This window comes from Lentibacillus amyloliquefaciens (assembly GCF_001307805.1).
In the GTDB taxonomy this organism is placed as follows: Bacteria; Bacillota; Bacilli; order Bacillales; family Amphibacillaceae; genus Lentibacillus; species Lentibacillus amyloliquefaciens.
On the sequence record NZ_CP013862.1, the window covers coordinates 3,077,666 to 3,096,233 of the forward strand.

Consider the following 18,568-nt stretch of genomic DNA (forward strand, 5'->3'; position numbering starts at 1 on the left):
ACCAGGGAATTAACATTAAGCGCGGGATATAAAAGCCTTTTAAGTCATTGTGGAAATTAAGTGAATTTCTGAATTGTTCAAGTAGCGGTAATCATGTAAAATAAAGCCATTATACATTTTTACGCCACTTGAAAGGGGTGCCGCAATGGAACCAAGTCAGTCAGTTAACACTCAAGTAGAAAAGCCAAAAAGATGGAAGATATCATATGTCGGTCCCGGTCTTGTTGTAGCAGTGGCCGGTGTCGGTGCAGGGGATTTGGTGGCTGCCCTTGTGGCCGGGGCTGACTTTGGTCTGATGTTAATTTGGGCCGTTATTTTAGGTGCATTTATCAAATACATCTTAACTGAAGGCGTCGGGCGCTGGTATTTGGCAACCGGGCAAACAATCTTGCAAGGGTGGCGGTCCCTGGGAAGCTGGGTTTCAGGCTATTATGTGATTTATGTTGTCTTATTTGGACTTATATATGGTGCGGCAGTGACAGCTGCTTGTGCGCTGTTTATATCCACGCTTTTCCCGGTGCTGCCCGTATGGGGGTGGGCCATCATCCATGCGTTGATTGGACTTGCTGTTGGGTGGTTTGGTGGCTATCAAAAGTTCGAGCGTATTATGCAGTTTTTTGTTATCGTCATGTTCATTACTGTAGTGGGATCAGCGTTATTTGTTCTTCCCAGTATTGGCGAATTAGCGAACGGGATGGTTCCGCGGATGCCGGATGGATCATTTTTACAAACCCTGGGATTGATCAGTGGCGTCGGTGGTGCTGCATCCATTCCTTATTACGGTTATTGGATACGCGAGAAAAATTGGCAGGGTGGTTCCTGGATGTCAGTGATGCGACTTGATTCTGCCGTTGCTTATATTATTACCGGTATTTTCTGCTTTGCGCTTATGATTGTGGCTTATCAGTTTTTATATGGAGCAGGTATATCGATTTCGGGGAATGAAGGTCTTGTCACAATGGCTGAAATTTATGGTGAAAGGTTCGGATCTGTCGCTACCTGGCTGCTCTTGATCGGTTTTTGGGCAGCAGCCTTCACATCATTACTATCGGCCTGGAACGGACTTCCATATATATTTACGGATTTTGTTCAACTGTTAAAGAACAAAGGTAAACAATCAAATCGTGATATTTCTGAAAAGGATCCTGCTTATCGCGCATATTTGCTTTGGTTAACATTCCCATCCATGCTGTTTTTGTTTATCGATGATCCGGTGTTGCTTGTGTTAATCGGATTGGCATTCAGTGCAACCATACTTCCTTTTCTAGCCATTACCTTAATGCTGTTATTAAACTCAAGAAATGTGGAAAGACAATACCGGAATGGTGTGGTTAATAATCTGATTTTAGGCACCATTGTTGTTATTTTTGTGGTACTGGCAGCTATCGAGTTATACAATTCTTTCTAAGTGTTAATGAAACTATCATTGGTTAGGAGTTGAGTTGAATTGAGTATATTTGCGACGGATGCGTTAAAGGAAGAGCATGCCCTGATCACTGGGGCAACTGGCGGTATAGGATCTGAAACAACAAAGGTGCTTGCTGAAATGGGGGCTGCGGTTACGCTGACAGGCAGACGGAAAAACAAGCTGGAAGAACTCGCTGAAGAAATCCGCAAGGCCACACCAGGTGCACAAGTTTACACGCACTCTGCCGATCTTGTAAGTGAAGATGAGCGCGGGCAGTTGGTTGAAAGTGCGGCAAATGCATATGGACCGATTTCACTGCTCGTCAATAATGCCGGAGTCTCCGGCGGCGGACCTGTTGATCAGCTCGATCAGAAAGACATGGAGCGGGTGATGAATGTGAATTACACATTGACCGTTTTATTAACGCAATTAGTTTATGAATCCATGAAAAAGCAAAAGAAAGGCGCGATAGTTAACGTCACATCATTGTCCGGATTGCGCGGCACCTATGGTGAAACGGCTTACGCGGGGTCAAAATTCGCAATGACTGCTTTCACCCATTCGTTTGCTTTAGAAGCGATTGAACATGGCGTGCGGGTGAACGCCGTCAGCCCCGGATTTGTCGATACAGAAATGGGAAGAAGTTCTGCCCAGAAAAAAGCTGACCGAAAAGGCCGCTCGCTCGAGGAAGTGATCAAGGATTCCATTCCATCCGGGCGCATGACCAGCCCAAGAGAAGTTGCTAATACGATTGCGTTTTTGCTGACAGATGCAGCGGAAAATATCGTAGGTGACTCTGTGAAAATATCGGGCGGCAGTGTCATGCGGTGAGACGAGAGAGGATTAATTTGTTATCCAGTACCTTGTCTGGAAAGCGAAAACCTGTGCCTGTATCTCAATTGATGGGCGGGAAAACTAAAACATGGGCGTGTGCACCCAAACATGGGCTCGTTGAACGTCAACTTGGGCGCGAGAAGCTAAACATGGGCGGGAAAATGAAAACATGAGCGAGAGCACACGAACATGAGCCGGAAAACGGAAACATGGGCGGGAACAAGCAAACTTCATCCGGAGTGGCGAAATCACCACCCCGAAGCAGCTTGCTGGCATGAAGATGTGTGAACTACTGCATTCCGGCAATCTTCTCATTGCGCTTTATCATTTGCTCATAGCGCTTTTCAAACTTCACCAGTTCCTCATCAGAAAAATCATGTGTGACAATCCAATCGCTCACATCCTGAAGAGCGCTTAGCACCCGTTCTTTCATGTCAGCAACCGTCAACTTCACGCCTAAGAGCTCCGACAATGAAGCCATCACATCAGGGTTAACATCCGGATAGGTGAATGGCGTTTCTTCACCTTTTTTAGCGGCATCATAAAAGTTCTGTACAAGCTTGGCTCGCTCCTGACCTTTTCCTTCCACATCCAGATAAATTTGAATAGCGGCTCCATTGCGGACACGCCGCTGTGAAATGCCGGCAAATTTGCGCCCGCCGATGCTTAAGTCATAGTCACCGGGGCAATACGACCCGACAATTTCATATGCCTCAATGTCACGTGTCAGGTCACGCAGCATGAACCGGATAAAACTGACCATTGCTTCATAACAGTCATAGATGGAGACGTTTTTCATATCCGGTAAGACAAGTGATATATTCAAAACGCCCTCATCCAAAGCAACAGCAAGACCGCCGGAATTCCGAATCACCGCATAATAGCCGCTCTCTGCAAGCAACCTGATGCCTTCCTCCAGATAGGGCAGGCGTGAATCGGGGATGCCGAGCACAACGGTATCAGGGTGCACCCAAAGACGGAGTGCCGGCGTTGCCTCGCCGCTTCCGGGAAATAGTGACAGGGCGTCATCAACAGCGAATGACGTCAAAGCTGTATAAGGCTTTTCATGAAAATATTTTTTTTCTGAATGGTCAAGATAACGAAATTGCCTGTGTGCGACTATATCTTCCCAATTTTTCATATGCTGCTCCTTCGATTACATCTTTTATCCTTAGGGTAACTATTATATAATAAATGATAACATTGTCGAAAGAAACGGATGGGACAAAATGCCTTATAAAGACGAGCAATTACATGAAGAAAAAGTTTTTAAAGATCCGGTACACCGCTATGTCCACGTTCAGGACCGGGTGATTTGGGATTTGATTGCAGCGCCTGAATTTCAGCGGCTGCGGCGGATTAAGCAGCTCGGCACGTCAAATTTGACGTTTCACGGGGCTGAGCATAGTCGGTTCAATCATTCACTCGGTGTTTATGAAATTGTCCGGCGCATTATCGGGAATTTTGAAGACCGCGCCAACTGGAATGATGACGAACGCTTGCTTTGTTTATGTGCAGCCCTGTTGCACGATTTGGGACACGGACCATTTTCACATTCATTCGAAAAAGCGTTTAAATTGGATCATGAACACTTTACCCAGCAGATTATTCTTGGTGATACACAAATACATACGATTCTCGAACGCGTCGAGATGGGATTTTCCCAAAAAGTCGCTGATGTCATTGATAAAACTTACGAGGATAAGCTTGTTGTCAGCCTCATTTCCAGCCAGATTGATGCTGACCGGATGGATTACCTGCAGCGCGATGCCTATTTTACAGGTGTCAGCTATGGCCATTTTGACATGGAACGTATTCTGCGCGTCATGCGTCCGATTGAAGACCAGGTTGTCATCAAATCCAGCGGCATGCATGCAGTTGAAGACTATATCATGAGCCGTTATCAGATGTACTGGCAGGTCTATTTCCATCCGGTCACGCGAAGTGCCGAAGTGATTTTGTCGAAAATTCTTCACCGGGCCAAGTATCTATTTGAAAACGATTATACCTTTAAGTTGAAACCATTTCATTTTGTTTCATTTTTTAAAGAAGATGTCGGGCTTACCGATTATTTGAAGCTTGATGAATCGATTGTTTTCTACTATTTTCAGCTCTGGCAGGAGGAAGACGATGCTATATTACGGGATTTGTGCGAACGGTTTATTAATCGCCGCCTGTTCAAATATATTGAATTTAATCCGAATCTGCAGATGAAGGAATGGATGGAGCTTTCCGAGCTGTTTAAAAAGGCTGGCGTTGACCCTGACTATTATTTGGAAGTCGACTCGTCATCAGACCTGCCGTATGATTTTTACCGGCCGGGTGAAGAGGATGAACGCTTGCCGATTAATCTGCTGATGCCTGACGGGCAGCTAAAAGAGCTCTCACGAAATTCGGACATTGTTGAATCCATTTCCGGGAAAAAGCGTACAGATCACAAACTGTATTTTCCGGCTGATGTTCTTAAAGAGCTGAATGATGATAATCCGGCTAAGCAGCGCATCATGGAACTGTTAAATCTTGAACAACCGTTAAAAGGGGAGAACGAATATGCTGACTAATCACGCGAAACTCATGCAATTTTTTGCGGCGGCAAATGAAGTGTCCGGGCGAAAGAGACTGCAAAAAATGATTTATATCCTGCAAAAATGCCATGTTCCGTTTGAGGAAAAATACCAATTTCATTTTTATGGGCCATATTCGGAAGAACTGTCTTTACGGATTGAGGAATTGTGTAATTTGGGATTCATTTCTGAGGAAAAAGAGTCCAAAAGTAATTATATCCAATATCATTATCAGATCACTGACGACGGAAATGAATTTTTGAATCAGTTTCAAATGGAAATGCCGGATATGACAGCGCCAATCGCACATATGAAGACGAAAAGTTCCCGGTTTCTCGAGCTTGTTGCCACAATGCTTTACTTTGAAGGGCTGCCCCGGGAAGGAATTGAGAAAAAAATCCATACAGTCAAGCCGAAACAAAAATACACCGATGCTGAAATAGATGAGGCTTTTCAATTCATTAACCTGAACAGGCCTGTGCAGTAAGCTTTGGATGAAAGGCTGCGGAATGATATGCTACAATTGGAATCAGAATAGATTAGGAGGGTTCTTGTAATGGCAGATCAATCTTCCAACCAGAAGAAGAACAATCAATTCACAATCATAAAAGACGACCCGAACGATGGACACGACGGTTATGGCATTGGCTCAATCAGCCTTGAAAATATGTCGTCTGTTATTGTCGATCCGAATGAAGACCGTGCCTATGTTGACATGGAAGCGATGCATGCCCGCAGCAGTGTGGAGCGGCGCGTGAAGTTCCAGGATGACAAAGAGGTTGTTGCCAATGGCAAACTCTACTGGATTGTCTGGGTGACAACTGAAAAAGGCGAAAACGGCCCATACTTTGCAGGCGTCGGGGCATGTGAAATGATTGTTGATCGTTCAATCAAGCGTGCCTATAAATCAATGCCGGAGCATGTTAAACATATGGAGAAGTCCCTGAAAGGCCAAATTATTGTTGACAACATGGATGACCATTCCAAAAAACTGCTGAAAGATTTCCTTGTGGATTTTGAAGGCGGCGATATGTGGAAAAACTCGACGAACGAATTGAAACAAGCACTTGAAGTCGAATAATAATCGTTCAGCGGATGTTTTTTCCCCGGATGATGTGAATAATTTGTGACTTATTTATGAACAATAACTTAAAATCTTGTAATTTAATTCATGAGTTTTGTAAAATGTATGTACATGGGCTGACTCATGATTTACTAGGACACAAAAAGAGCTGACTCTTTCACGGAGGGTCAGCTCTTTTTGCATGTAAATTTTAAATATGAGGTGGTCTGTGCCCCCCGCTCCGGAAATACACGCCGCTTTCCGCGGGGGCTGGTGAGCCAACTTGTGCCAAGGCACTTCGCTGTCTCACCTATGCCTTTGTTCCCGCAGGAGTCGGCGTGTATTTCTCCGCTAAGGTTGTATGCTCATGTACTGCCATGGTACAGTAAGCCTTTTCCAGCGCAGGCAATATGCGTAGACTCAATCAGAACAGCCACGTGTCCGAAGACCCCCGCAAGAAAGCGGTCTTTGCTTTCTGAGGAGGCTGAGGCCGTGCCCATGAAAAGCGGGTTTTATTGCCGGAGCGGCTTTTAGCACTCAGTGATAATTAGAAGGTGTTAGACTCTTTGATGAGAACTTTCACTGTGTCGCAGTTTACATCAATTGCGCGGTTATATAGAAATAAAATTCAAGAGAAAGAGGCTTCAAAAATACAAAGTTTCTTTGTGGTCCGGCCCCGCTGTTTAGCTATCAAAACAGCGTATCAAATACTTTTTCAAATAAACCTTGCTCTTCTTTCTCGTTTTTTTCCTCCTCTTCCGGCTGCCCCTGGTCTTCGGGCATATGAATCGTGCAGTGCTCCCGTGGCTCGGTTCCTTCCTTGAAATACATAACCCGGCTTGTGTCGCAATAAGAGGTCGCACGCTTACCGCTTTTGGGATCGATGGGAACCCCGGTAACGCCGGAAGGTATATCAAATTTTTCCTTTCCGATGTCTTCATGGGCATCTGTCATGAAGGACGCCCAAATATTCTTGGCATATGCTTCCTCACGGGTTTTTGTGATCTGTTTGTTATCGTCATATCCTGTCCAGATGCCTGTAACGAGTGACGGGCTGTAACCTACCATCCAGCTGTCGGTTTCGGTGGTTCCTGATTTGCCGGCATACGTTCTGTTCAGCTGATCCGCAATTGATGAGCCGGTTACAGTCATATAACCATCCAGTGACCGGTCAAACATCCCGGTCATCAATTGGCTTAGCACAAAGACAGATTGCGCATCCAACACCTGGTCACTTTCTTTCCGGTTCCTCTCAAAAACGGTGTTGCCATTTCGGTCAACAATCTTGGCTACTGTGTGGCTGGTAATATCATGGCCGCCATTTGCCAGCATGCCATACCCTGTGACCATTTCTTCAACTGTAACGGCGGCCGTCCCTAATGCAAGAGAAGGCACGGCAGGAAGGTCACCGCTGAAACCAAATGTCTCTGCTGTGTTCGCCAAATGGTCCGGACCGAGATACAAATTGGTCTTAACGGCATAAACATTATCCGATAAGGCGAGCGCTTGGGCGAGGGTGATTTGTTCATTTGCGTAATAGCCATTATAGTTGCTCGGCTGATACACCTCGCCGTCTTCAAGCCTGAATGCGGTCGGTTTGCTCATCAGCATCGTTGCGGGAGTATAGCCATTGTTGAGTGCTGCATAATACAAAAATGGCTTAAACGCTGACCCCGGCATACGCTTGGCGCTGGTCGCCCTATTGAAGGGGCTTTCTGTATAGTTTTTTCCGCCGATAAGCGCACGAATTCCTCCGGTGTCCGGATTCAGGGCAATAGCGCCGATTTCGATGCTGCTGCCGGATGCCATTTCATTCTTCGTATTATTTTTCAGTTGATCCTGAAGCTGTTTATCGAGTGTCGTGTGAATTTTATAGCCGCCCGAGCGGATTTTTTCGGCATCAAGATCTAAGATGCCGGATGCTTCATTTAATGCTGCATCTTGAAAATACGGTGCAACCGACACATTTTCCCGCTGCTCCGTCTCTGTGAACGCCAATTTTTCCCGACTGCTGAGATAGTAAGCTTGGCCGGATATGAAATTAATTTCCCGCATTGAGCTTAGCACCCGGCGCTGGCGATCTTTGGCATTTTCCATATGGTTAAATGGTGAGTAGTATGAAGGGCCTTTTGGAATGGCGGCAAGCATCGATGCCTCTGCCAGCGTCAGGTCGCTTGCCGGTTTATCGAAAAAATGTCTGCTCGCTGTTTCCGCCCCGTAAGCGCCATGTCCATAGTAAATTGTGTTCAAATAACCTTCGAGCAGTTCGTCTTTTGTATAATACATTTCCAGCCTTACTGTATAAAAAGCTTCCTTCAGCTTGCGTGCCCAGGTTTTATCATGTGTCAGAAATAAATTACGGGCATATTGCTGAGACAGTGTGCTGGCGCCTTCGTCCAGTGAAAGGCTTCTGATATCAGATATAGCTGCACCAACTATCCGCTGCAGATCAAATCCGTTATGGTCATAAAAATGTCGATCTTCAATTGCCAGAGTTGCCTCAACTAAATGAGGGGAGATGTCTTCCAAATCGGCCCAGTTTCGGTTTTCGGCACCGCTATCTTGACCAATTATCTCGCCGTCGGTGCTGTAATAAATGGTGTTTTGATCATTGGCAAGCTCCGGCGGCCCCATCAGAAAGCTGACGAAATAGACCCCGCCAAGGAGCAGAAATCCCAACATCAACAAACCAATCGGCACCAGGTAAAACAACCGATATTTATTCCCTTTCAAGCGCAAAATTGATTTCATACGTTTAACCCCATTTATCCCGCATGTAATGGACAGTAACCCGCCCGGGAACGGCGGCTAACTGTCCCTAAATGTCCGATTCTGTTCAACTAACATTCAGCGGGAAAAAGCATTCCGCTGAATGAAGTTTCACTTTATCCCGCATGTAATGGACAGTAACCCGCCCGGGAACGGCGGCTAACTGTCCCTAAATGTCCGATTCGTTCATCTAACAATCAGTGGGGGGGAGAAAGAATACCCCACTGATTGAAGATTCACTTTATAGCATGGTCCTTCTTTCATTATGGGGAAAAATAAAAGGAAATAAACTTAAGAAGACAGTAAGTTTCACTGAATGAAGTTTCTCTATATATTGAAATTCTCCCGGTTTTATCGCTATAATAGGGTATTATATTAAGCAGGAGCGATTTAAATGGAAAACAATCCGAAAGAGGTAGCTGTTGAGCTTAAGACAGCTATTGATGATAACGGCGAGATGGAATACAATACGGTCAGAGCAACGGGACAATTATTTCAAAAAAGCCGAATGGATGTTTTGAGCTATGAAGAAACAGCTGAGGACGGTTCGCCGATTAAAAATATGATCACAATTTATTCAGATAGGGTGGCCGTAAAACGGACAGGGCTTGTCAATATGCATCAGCACTTCCGCGAACGAAAAACGTCGGAAAATGTTTTCCAGCATCCGCACGGAAACATACATATGGAAACATTCACTAATACCATCACCTACCAGGCACTGTCCGATAACCAGAAGGGTATGCTTATCATTGATTATGTCGTGAAGCTGAACGGACAGGATGAGCGCAACCATCAATTAACATTAACGATTCGACATAAGGAGGGCTTATAATGAGCAATGCATTATCACAAATAGAAGAGACGCTGAAACAACAAATCACCGCAGCTGTCCTGACAGCCGGTCTTGCTGAGGAGAGCGAACTGCCGGAAGTTGTACTTGAAAAACCAAAGGAAAAAGCACACGGTGATTTTGCCACAAATATTGCCATGCAACTTGCGAAAATTGCTAAAAAAGCCCCGCGGCAAATTGCAGAAGACATTGCCGAAAATATTGATGAATCGAAAGCATCTGTCGAAAAGATAGATATCGCCGGTCCCGGTTTTATCAACTTCTTCATGAAAAATGATTTTCTTGGTGATTTGATTCCGTCGATTCTGGAGGCCGGTGACACATACGGCCGCACGGATCATGGCCAGGGGGAAAGAGTCCAGGTGGAGTTTGTATCGGTAAACCCGACCGGTGATTTGCATCTTGGTCATGCCCGCGGCGCCGCATATGGCGATGTTTTTTGCAATGTCCTGGAAGCAGCGGGTTATGAGGTCGAACGTGAATATTATATTAACGATGCCGGCAATCAAATTGATAATCTGGTACTGTCGATTGAAACACGTTACTTGGAAGCACTTGGCCATGACGCCGAGATGCCTGAAAACGGGTACCGCGGTGCCGACATTGTCGCGATCGGTGAGGACCTTGCGAAAGAGTACGGGGATAAATGGGTGGATGCTGACAGGCAGGAGCGTCTGGCATTTTTCAAAGCGTATGGCTTGAATTATGAACTTGGCAATTTGAAAAAAGACCTGGCCGATTTCCGTGTGAACTTTGATAATTGGTTTTCCGAACAGTCTCTGTATGACAACGGAAAGGTTGAAGAAGCTGTCCAGACACTGCGCGACGGCGGCTATGTCTACGAGCAGGACGGCGCGACATGGTTCCGTTCAACAGAGTTCGGTGATGATAAGGACCGTGTTCTGATCAAGCAGGACGGCAACTATACGTACTTAACACCGGATATCGCGTATCACAAGAATAAACTGGAGCGCGGCTTTAACAAAGTCATCAATGTATGGGGTTCCGATCACCATGGCTACATTTCACGGATGCGGGCTGCCATTCAGGCACTTGGCTATTCGGCTGAGCAATTCACTGTTAAAATCATTCAGACGGTCAATTTGTTTGAAGATGGTGAGAAAGTACGCATGAGCAAGCGGACCGGCAACGCTGTGGCATTACGTGACTTAATGGAAGAAGTCGGTGTTGATGCGACCCGTTATTTTTTCGTCATGCGTTCAAATGATACACAGTTTGATTTTAATCTTGATCTGGCACGCTCACAATCAAATGACAACCCGATTTATTACGTCCAGTACGCACATGCACGGATTTGCACGATGCTCGAACAAGCGGAAGCGAAAGGCTTTGGGACGGGTGAGGATTTTAATGCCGATTTGTTAACAGCCGAAAAAGAAACCGATCTCTTGAAAAAGCTGGGTGAATTTCCTCAGACAGTTAACGATGCAGCCGGAAAACAAGCACCGCATAAAGTGACGCAGTATGTGTTTGACCTGGCTTCACTGCTTCATAGTTTCTATAATGCAGAAAAAGTGCTCGATCCAGATAACCCGGAATTGACGAAAGCACGGATTGCGTTAATGAAAGCAGTAAGAGTTACGCTGGCAAATGGCCTGAGCTTGATCGGCATCAATGCACCTGTGAAAATGTAATTTCTCCACTTGCAGAGGCGCTTGAGCTTCTGCAAGATTTTTTATATTGACGCGCCAGAGCGGCACGCCAGGGAAATGCGCTGATTCACGCGATGGGTCCTCTAATTCGCATGATGATTAGCATATTTCGCGCAATGTTCCAGGGATATCGCGTGGTCGTCGCCAAATCGCGCGATCCCGCCAATTTGTGCGCCGATCCCGATAACGAACAGGTGTCCTGTCAAACCGGCTTGCTTATATAGCAGCAACTATGCTGGAGATCTTTTTACAATGATCGAAAACAGTTTCCAAAAAGGCCAATCTACCCAAAAAATTCTTATCCCCACTATAGCATGACGAAACAGAATCATTTTCTATAAATCTATTGACTGAATGCTCACTCATCATATAAAGTAATAGTAACAAAAATATAATGTCTTGTTTTCATTTTCAAAATAATGCAATCGCTAACATTTTTCGTTATACTATAACAAAGGGGGAGCGAATGATGGACACATTGCTGCTTATCAACTGGCTGGCATTTATCGCAATTGTCGCCTATGGGGTTTACTTATTCGCTAAAGTGATCGCAACAAGGGTTTCCTACATAAAGCTAGGGAAAAAATCCGAGTTTGACCGTGACTTTAAAAAGCGGTTCCGGCGGATAGGGAAGATTGTCTTTGGTCAGTCCAAACTGCTGAAGGATAAAAAATCCGGAACGATTCATGTGATGATGTTCTATGGATTTTTGCTTGTGCAGTTTGGTGCGATTGATATGTTTGTGAAAGGTTTGGCTCCCGGCAGTCATTTGCCTTTTGGTTTTCTTTATCCGGGATTCACATTTTTCCAGGAACTTGTGACACTAATGATCCTGGTAGCGGTTGTATGGGCGTTTTATCGCCGCTATATTGAAAAATTGGTTCGCCTGAAGCGCGGCTTTAAAGCAGGGCTTGTCCTATTATTCATCGGGACATTGATGCTTTCGGTCTTGCTTGGTAATGGCATGGCGATTGTCTGGCATGGTGAAGGATTAACATGGACAGAACCGGTCGCAAGTTTAATAGCTTATCTCTTCAGCTGGCTGCCTGGGACAGCTGCAGCCGTACTTTTCTATGTGTTCTGGTGGATACATACCATCACGATTCTTGCATTTCTTGTATACGTGCCGCAATCCAAGCACGCCCATCTGATTGCTGCACCGATTAACGTGTTTTTGAGTAAAAGCGTTCCAGGGAAATTGGAACCGATTAATTTTGATATTGCTGACGAGGCAGATGAAGAGGACATTTCATTCGGTGTCGGCAAAGTGGAAGATTTTGAACAGCATCAGATGATCGACTTTTATGCATGTGTTGAATGCGGACGCTGTACAGATGTCTGCCCTGCATCAGGAACAGGCAAAATGCTGTCGCCGATGGATATCATGATAAAGGTTCGTGACCACTTAACCGAAAAAGGGGCTGCAGTTACCGGAAAATCCGCCTGGGTGCCGGAATATGCTTTTTCTAATACCAAAGGCAACTTGGCTGCTGCCGGTGCAAATGAAGCGGCTGCAGGCAAGGAAAGTGTCAGCCTGATTGGAGATGTCATTACACAGGAAGAACTTGAAGGCTGCACAACCTGCCGTGCTTGTGAAGATGCATGCCCGGTTATGAATGAACACGTTGGCACGATTATTGATATGCGCCGTTATCTGGTTATGACTGAAGGTAAAATGGATCAGGATGCTCAGCGTGCAGTTATGAATATCGAACGCCAGGGCAACCCTTGGGGACTTTCCAAGAAAGATCGCATCAACTGGCGCGAGCAGGATGAAGATGCTTATATCCCGACTGTTAAAGAACTCAAAAAAGAAGACAAAGATTTCGAATATCTTTTCTGGGTAAGTTCAATGGGGTCATTTGACAACCGCAGCCAGAAAATTGCACTTGCGTTTGCTAAATTGATGAACCAGGCAGGCATCAGCTTTGCCATTCTTGGAAATAAAGAACAGAACTCCGGTGATACAGCACGGCGTATCGGAAATGAGTTTTTATTCCAAGAAATTGCTGAGAAAAACATTAAAGAATTTGAAAAAAATAACGTAACAAAGATTGTAACCATTGATCCGCACGCCTATAATATTTTCAAAAATGAATACCCGGATTTCGGCTTTGAGGCGGAAGTGTATCATCATACACAAATGCTGTATGATCTTGTGATGAACGACAAGCTGAACCCGCAGCGTGATATCAATCAGAAGCTCACATACCATGATTCCTGCTACTTGGGAAGATACAATGGTGTATATGATCCGCCGAGAGAAATTCTGAAATCCATCCCGGGACTTGAATTGGTCGAGATGGAACGGAGCCGTGAAAACGGTATGTGCTGTGGTGCCGGCGGCGGTCTGATGTGGACGGAAGATACAACAGGCAACCGCATTAACGTAGCACGCACTGAGCAGGCAATGGAGACTGAATCTACGATGATTTCCAGTGCATGCCCGTTCTGCCTGACGATGATGAGTGACGGGACGAAAGCGAAAGAAGTTGAAGAAGATATCAGCACAATGGACGTCGCTGAAATTCTGGCGTTGTCGGTGCTGACCGAAGATGAAGAGAAGACGGCTTAACCGATTTGAAGAGGGGCAGGCAACATTGCCCCTTTCATTTTGCAGACGTATTGAGCGAGCGTTCAGTCAAAAGGTCAAAAGTCGCTCAGCGCAGACGAGGAAGCGTTATCATATAAATCTGTAAATTTTTTTAGAAAGGATGACGAACACATGCGTAAAACAGTTATCGTATCAGGTGCACGGACGCCATTTGGAAAGTTTGGAGGAGCATTGAAGCCATTCACAGCATCACAGCTTGGAGGCACAGCAATCAAAGAGGCACTGATTCGTGCAGGTCTGGAAGGTGAAAAAGTTGATGAAGTGATCATGGGTAACGTGCTTCAGGGCGGGCAGGGCCAAATTCCTTCACGTCAGGCAGCCCGCGAGGCTGACATCCCGTGGGAGGTCAAAACAGAAACCATCAACAAAGTATGTGCATCAGGATTGCGCAGTGTCACACTCGCTGATCAGCTGATCCGGCTTGGGGATGAGGATATTATTGTGGCAGGCGGCATGGAAAGCATGAGCAATGCCCCTTATATATTGCCTGATGCCCGCTGGGGGAATCGTATGGGCGATAAAAAGATAGTCGATATGATGGTGCATGACGGGCTGACTTGTTCATTTGCGGGTGTCCATATGGGAACTTATGGTAACAACACTGCAGAGGAATACGGACTATCAAGAGAAGCGCAGGATGAATGGTCATATCGCAGTCATCAGCGAGCCGTTAAAGCAATTGACGATGGGAAATTTGCTGAAGAAATCGTTTCACTGGAAGTGCCGCAGCGAAAAGGCGACACAATCGTTGTCGATACTGACGAAGCACCGCGCAAGGAAACAAGTGTAGATACGTTAAACAAATTGCGTCCTGCTTTTGATAAAGATGGCACGATTACAGCCGGAAATGCGCCGGGTGTTAATGATGGTGCAGGTGCATTTGTCGTGATGAACGATGAAACGGCTGAAAAGCTTGGCAAAACGCCAATGGCAATCATCCATGGCCATGCGGAAGTCGGCGTGGAATCCAAAGACTTTCCGAAAACACCGGGACTTGTTATCAATAAATTGCTGGAGAAAACGGGTTATTCCAAAGACGCTATCGACCTGTTCGAAATTAATGAAGCATTCGCAGCTGTGTCACTCGCCAGCGGAAAGATCGCAGACATTGATCCTGAAAAAATCAACGTCAACGGCGGTGCGGTCGCATTGGGACACCCGATTGGCGCAAGCGGTGCACGGATTATTCTCACATTGGTCCATGAATTAAAGCGGCGCGGCGGCGGACTTGGTATTGCCGCCATCTGCAGCGGCGGCGGCCAGGGTGACGCCATGCTTGTGGAAGTACCGAAGCAATAATGAGTGGTTTGGATATCCGGATCCGACAGAGTTTTAAGTGATTTTGCTAAAGTTCACATTTCCAATCCAAAGGAGGCAACCGCGTAATGGCAATTAAAAAAGTTATGGTAATCGGCGCAGGCCAGATGGGCTCAGGAATTGCCCAGGTCTGTGCGCAATCCGGTTATGAAGTTTTATTAAACGACGTTAATAGGGAAGCCCTTCAGAAAGGCATGCAAAACATTGAAAAGCTTTTGACAAGGTCCGTTGATAAAGAACGCATCAGCGAGCAGGAGAAAAGTGAGACCATGAATCGGCTAAATTCGACAACCGATATTCAGGAAGTCAAAAATTGTGATATGACGATTGAAGCGATTGTTGAAAATATGGACGTAAAAACAAAGGTGTTCCGTCAACTGGATGAACACGCACCAGAACATGCGATTTTGGCAACGAACACATCTTCACTTCCGATTACTGAAATTGCAGCATCAACGAACCGGGCGGAACAGGTTATCGGGATGCATTTCATGAATCCGGTGCCCGTCATGAAACTTGTGGAAGTCATCCGCGGTCTGCAAACAAGTGATGAAACGTACGGGGCAGTTGCTGACATGGCGAAAAAACTTTCCAAAACGTCGGTTGAAGTCAATGATTACCCTGGCTTTGCCGCCAACCGCATTTTAATGCCGATGATCAACGAAGCCATTTTCGCCTTGCATGAAGGAGTGGCGTCAGTTGAGGATATCGATACCGTCATGAAGCTTGGGATGAATCATCCGATGGGGCCTTTGACACTTGCGGATTTCATTGGTCTGGACACATGCCTGTATATTATGGAAGTCTTGCATGAAGGCTTTGGTGACAGTAAATACCGGCCATGCCCGCTTTTAAGAAAATATGTAAACGCTGGTTGGCACGGCAAGAAATCAGGCAGAGGTTTTTATCAATACAGCTGATTTTAACGATAACAACTATGATTTCCCGCGAGGAGGACACGACAAATGAACCTTCAATTTTCCGAAGAACAAGAAATGATGCGAAAGATGGTTCGGGACTTTGCTGAAAAAGAAGTGCAGCAAGAAGTTGACCGAATGGAAACGGAAGACCGTTTTCCGCGAGAAATCATCCAAAAAATGGGAAAACTTGGACTGATGGGAGTTCCCATTCCTGAAAAATACGGTGGCAGCGGCATGGATTATACGTCATATATTATCGCTATAAATGAACTGTCCAAAGTAAGCGCAACGCTCGGTGTTATATTGTCGGTTCATACATCCGTCGGCACTAATCCGATTTTAAAATTTGGCAGTGAAGCACAAAAAAAGGAATATGTCCCTAAACTGGCCTCAGGTGAATATCTTGGAGCGTTTGCTTTAACAGAACCAGGCGCCGGTTCGGATGCTGCAGGCTCAAAAACGAAAGCCGTCAAAGATGGTGAGCGTTACATTCTTAATGGATCAAAGGTTTTTATAACGAACGGCGGAGAAGCGCAGACATACATCACGTTTGCCCGAACAAGTGATGAGCCGGGTTCAAAAGGCGTCAGTGCCTTTATTGTTGAAAAAGATACACCCGGTCTGATAATCGGAAAGCCTGAAAAGAAAATGGGGTTGCACGGATCCAGTACCGTTCAGCTCAACTTTGATAACTGTGCCGTTGGAAAACAGCAGCTGCTCGGTGAGGAAGGCGAAGGGTTTAAAATTGCGATGGCCAATTTGAACGTTGGGCGAATTGGTATCGCTTCTCAAGCCTTGGGGATTGGTGAGGCTGCCCTTGAACATGCAGCGAATTATGCCAAAGAACGCGAACAATTTGGTAAACCAATTGCGGCAAATCAGGGAATATCGTTTAAACTAGCTGATATGGCAACTGAAGTCGAAGCTGCCAAACTATTGGTCTATCAAGCCGCAGAGTTGGTGGAAAAGGAGGTCCCGTCAAGCAAGGAAGCATCGATGGCCAAAATGTATGCATCCAAAACAGCGCGTAAAGCAGCCATTGAAGCTGTTCAGATATTTGGCGGTTACGGTTATACAGAAGAATATCCGGTTGAACGGCTTTTCCGTGATGCCAAAGTGACCGAAATCTACGAAGGAACAAATGAAATCCAGCATAAAGTAATAGCGAAAGATCTGCTTGGCTAATTTCAAACAACTCTTTTCGCAAATATGATTGCTCTTAGAATACTGCGGGATCATTATGGAATTCCTCCAACGTCATTGCCGTTTGAGATTGAGGGATTCCATAAGTCGCTGTTGCCGCCCAGGCTGGTCGATAAAGTTATCATTCCGGTTGAATAGGCGGCCTGCGAATGCTAAGCAAAAGGGTTTCTATAAAAACGAACTAGCATTTTTGAAAGGAGATAATAGACGATGAACTTTGAACTAACCGAAGAACAGGAAATGCTGCGAAAAATGGTTCGTGATTTTGCCAAAAATGATGTGGAACCAACAGCGGCAGAACGTGATGAGGAAGAACGTTTTGACAGAGGTATTTTTGACCAGATGGCTGAGCTCGGGCTTACAGGGATTCCCTGGCCTGAGGAATACGGGGGAATCGGTGCAGATTATGTCAGTTATTGTATTGCGGTTGAAGAATTATCACGTGTATGCGCATCAACCGGCGTAACGTTATCAGCGCACCTTTCACTGGCAAGCTGGCCAATTTTTAAATATGGAAACGAAGAACAGAAGAATACATTCCTTTACCGGCTTGCTACAGGAGAAGCGCTGGGGGCTTATGCGCTGTCTGAACCAGGGTCCGGAAGTGATGCGGCCGGCATGAAAACCGTTGCTAAAAAAGACGGTGATGATTATATCCTGAACGGAAATAAAGTCTGGATCTCCAATGGCGGTGTGGCCGATATTTATATTGTATTTGCTTTGACAGACCCGGAAGCGCGCCATAAAGGTATCAGTGCATTTATTGTAGAGAAGGAAACGGAAGGGTTCTCAACCGGGAAGAAAGAGAAGAAACTCGGCATCCGTTCCTCCCCTACAACTGAGCTTATTTTTGAAAACTGCCGTGTGCCAAAAGAAAATCTGCTGGGAGATGAAGGTGATGGGTTTAAAATTGCTATGACAACACTTGATGGCGGACGCAATGGTATTGCAGCCCAGGCACTCGGAATCGCACAGGGCGCGCTTGATGCGGCAGTGGATTACGCCAAAGAACGTGAACAGTTTGGCAAACCGATTGCCGCCAACCAGGGCATCTCATTCAAACTCGCAGACATGGCAACGGAAATCGAAGCGTCCCGTCTATTAACCTATCAGGCAGCATGGCTTGAGACAGAAGGAAAGCCATATGGTAAAGCTTCCGCCATGTCCAAACTGTATGCCGGAGACACGGCAATGCGTGCTACGACTGAAGCCGTTCAAGTGTTTGGCGGCTACGGCTATACAAAAGACTATCCGGTCGAGCGTTACATGCGCGATGCGAAAATCACACAAATTTATGAAGGAACAAACGAAATTCAGCGTCTCGTGATTGGACGCATGCTGACGAAATAG

At 45.8% G+C, this 18,568-nt stretch carries 14 protein-coding genes; 12 read left to right on the forward strand and 2 right to left on the reverse strand.

Going from position 1 to position 18,568, the window contains the following annotated elements:
- Positions 1-145 precede the first annotated feature (145 nt).
- Both AOX59_RS15515 and AOX59_RS15520 read left to right on the forward strand, forming a co-directional pair.
- Entirely contained in the window at positions 146-1,408 is a 1,263-nt protein-coding gene (locus AOX59_RS15515) for an Nramp family divalent metal transporter (RefSeq protein ID WP_068446802.1), read from the forward strand.
- A 39-nt stretch (positions 1,409-1,447) separates the two neighbouring features.
- Positions 1,448-2,239 carry an SDR family NAD(P)-dependent oxidoreductase gene (locus AOX59_RS15520; RefSeq protein WP_068446803.1) on the forward strand — a complete coding sequence of 264 codons (792 nt, stop codon included), beginning with the start codon at positions 1,448-1,450 and terminating at the stop codon, positions 2,237-2,239.
- 292 nt (positions 2,240-2,531) lie between these two features.
- Here AOX59_RS15520 and AOX59_RS15525 read toward each other — a convergent pair whose 3' ends face one another.
- Positions 2,532-3,383, reverse strand: a complete 852-nt coding sequence (locus AOX59_RS15525; protein WP_068446804.1) for a lipoate--protein ligase family protein — start codon at positions 3,381-3,383, stop codon at positions 2,532-2,534.
- 88 nt (positions 3,384-3,471) lie between these two features.
- On the opposite strand from AOX59_RS15525, the gene AOX59_RS15530 reads away from it, so the two are divergent.
- The 3 genes from AOX59_RS15530 to AOX59_RS15540 all read left to right on the forward strand — a co-directional run bounded on the left by AOX59_RS15530 (position 3,472) and on the right by AOX59_RS15540 (position 5,887).
- Entirely contained in the window at positions 3,472-4,803 is a 1,332-nt protein-coding gene (locus tag AOX59_RS15530; RefSeq protein ID WP_068446805.1) for an HD domain-containing protein, read from the forward strand.
- The gene (locus tag AOX59_RS15535) at positions 4,793-5,293 is read left to right on the forward strand and encodes a YwgA family protein (protein WP_068446806.1); all 501 of its coding nucleotides are present in this window, start codon (positions 4,793-4,795) and stop codon (positions 5,291-5,293) included. Before AOX59_RS15530 ends, AOX59_RS15535 begins: the two co-directional genes overlap by 11 nt.
- 69 nt (positions 5,294-5,362) lie before the next feature.
- The gene (locus AOX59_RS15540) at positions 5,363-5,887 is read left to right on the forward strand and encodes a YwhD family protein (protein WP_068446807.1); all 525 of its coding nucleotides are present in this window, start codon (positions 5,363-5,365) and stop codon (positions 5,885-5,887) included.
- Between the two features lie 672 nt (positions 5,888-6,559).
- On the opposite strand, the gene AOX59_RS15545 is transcribed toward AOX59_RS15540, so the two are convergent.
- On the reverse strand, positions 6,560-8,620 hold the full coding sequence (locus AOX59_RS15545; protein ID WP_068446808.1) for a transglycosylase domain-containing protein: 2,061 nt from the start codon (positions 8,618-8,620) through the stop codon (positions 6,560-6,562).
- Positions 8,621-9,032: 412 nt separating this feature from the next.
- On the opposite strand from AOX59_RS15545, the gene AOX59_RS15550 reads away from it, so the two are divergent.
- From AOX59_RS15550 to AOX59_RS15580, 7 genes are all read left to right on the forward strand, one after another.
- Entirely contained in the window at positions 9,033-9,473 is a 441-nt protein-coding gene (locus AOX59_RS15550; protein WP_068446809.1) for a YwiB family protein, read from the forward strand.
- Positions 9,473-11,146 carry an arginine--tRNA ligase gene (argS, locus tag AOX59_RS15555; RefSeq protein WP_068446810.1) on the forward strand — a complete coding sequence of 558 codons (1,674 nt, stop codon included), beginning with the start codon at positions 9,473-9,475 and terminating at the stop codon, positions 11,144-11,146. Before AOX59_RS15550 ends, argS begins: the two co-directional genes overlap by 1 nt.
- A 487-nt stretch (positions 11,147-11,633) precedes the next feature.
- Positions 11,634-13,739 (forward strand): (Fe-S)-binding protein, encoded by a 2,106-nt coding sequence (locus AOX59_RS15560; RefSeq protein WP_068446811.1) that lies wholly within the window; start codon positions 11,634-11,636, stop codon positions 13,737-13,739.
- A gap of 150 nt (positions 13,740-13,889) precedes the next feature.
- Positions 13,890-15,077 carry an acetyl-CoA C-acetyltransferase gene (locus AOX59_RS15565; RefSeq protein ID WP_068446812.1) on the forward strand — a complete coding sequence of 396 codons (1,188 nt, stop codon included), beginning with the start codon at positions 13,890-13,892 and terminating at the stop codon, positions 15,075-15,077.
- An 86-nt stretch (positions 15,078-15,163) separates the two neighbouring features.
- Complete coding sequence (locus tag AOX59_RS15570) at positions 15,164-16,015, forward strand: 3-hydroxybutyryl-CoA dehydrogenase (protein ID WP_068446813.1); 852 nt, start codon at positions 15,164-15,166, stop codon at positions 16,013-16,015.
- Positions 16,016-16,060: 45 nt separating this feature from the next.
- Positions 16,061-17,200, forward strand: a complete 1,140-nt coding sequence (locus tag AOX59_RS15575; protein WP_068446814.1) for an acyl-CoA dehydrogenase — start codon at positions 16,061-16,063, stop codon at positions 17,198-17,200.
- A 228-nt stretch (positions 17,201-17,428) separates the two neighbouring features.
- On the forward strand, positions 17,429-18,568 hold the full coding sequence (locus AOX59_RS15580; RefSeq protein ID WP_068446815.1) for an acyl-CoA dehydrogenase: 1,140 nt from the start codon (positions 17,429-17,431) through the stop codon (positions 18,566-18,568).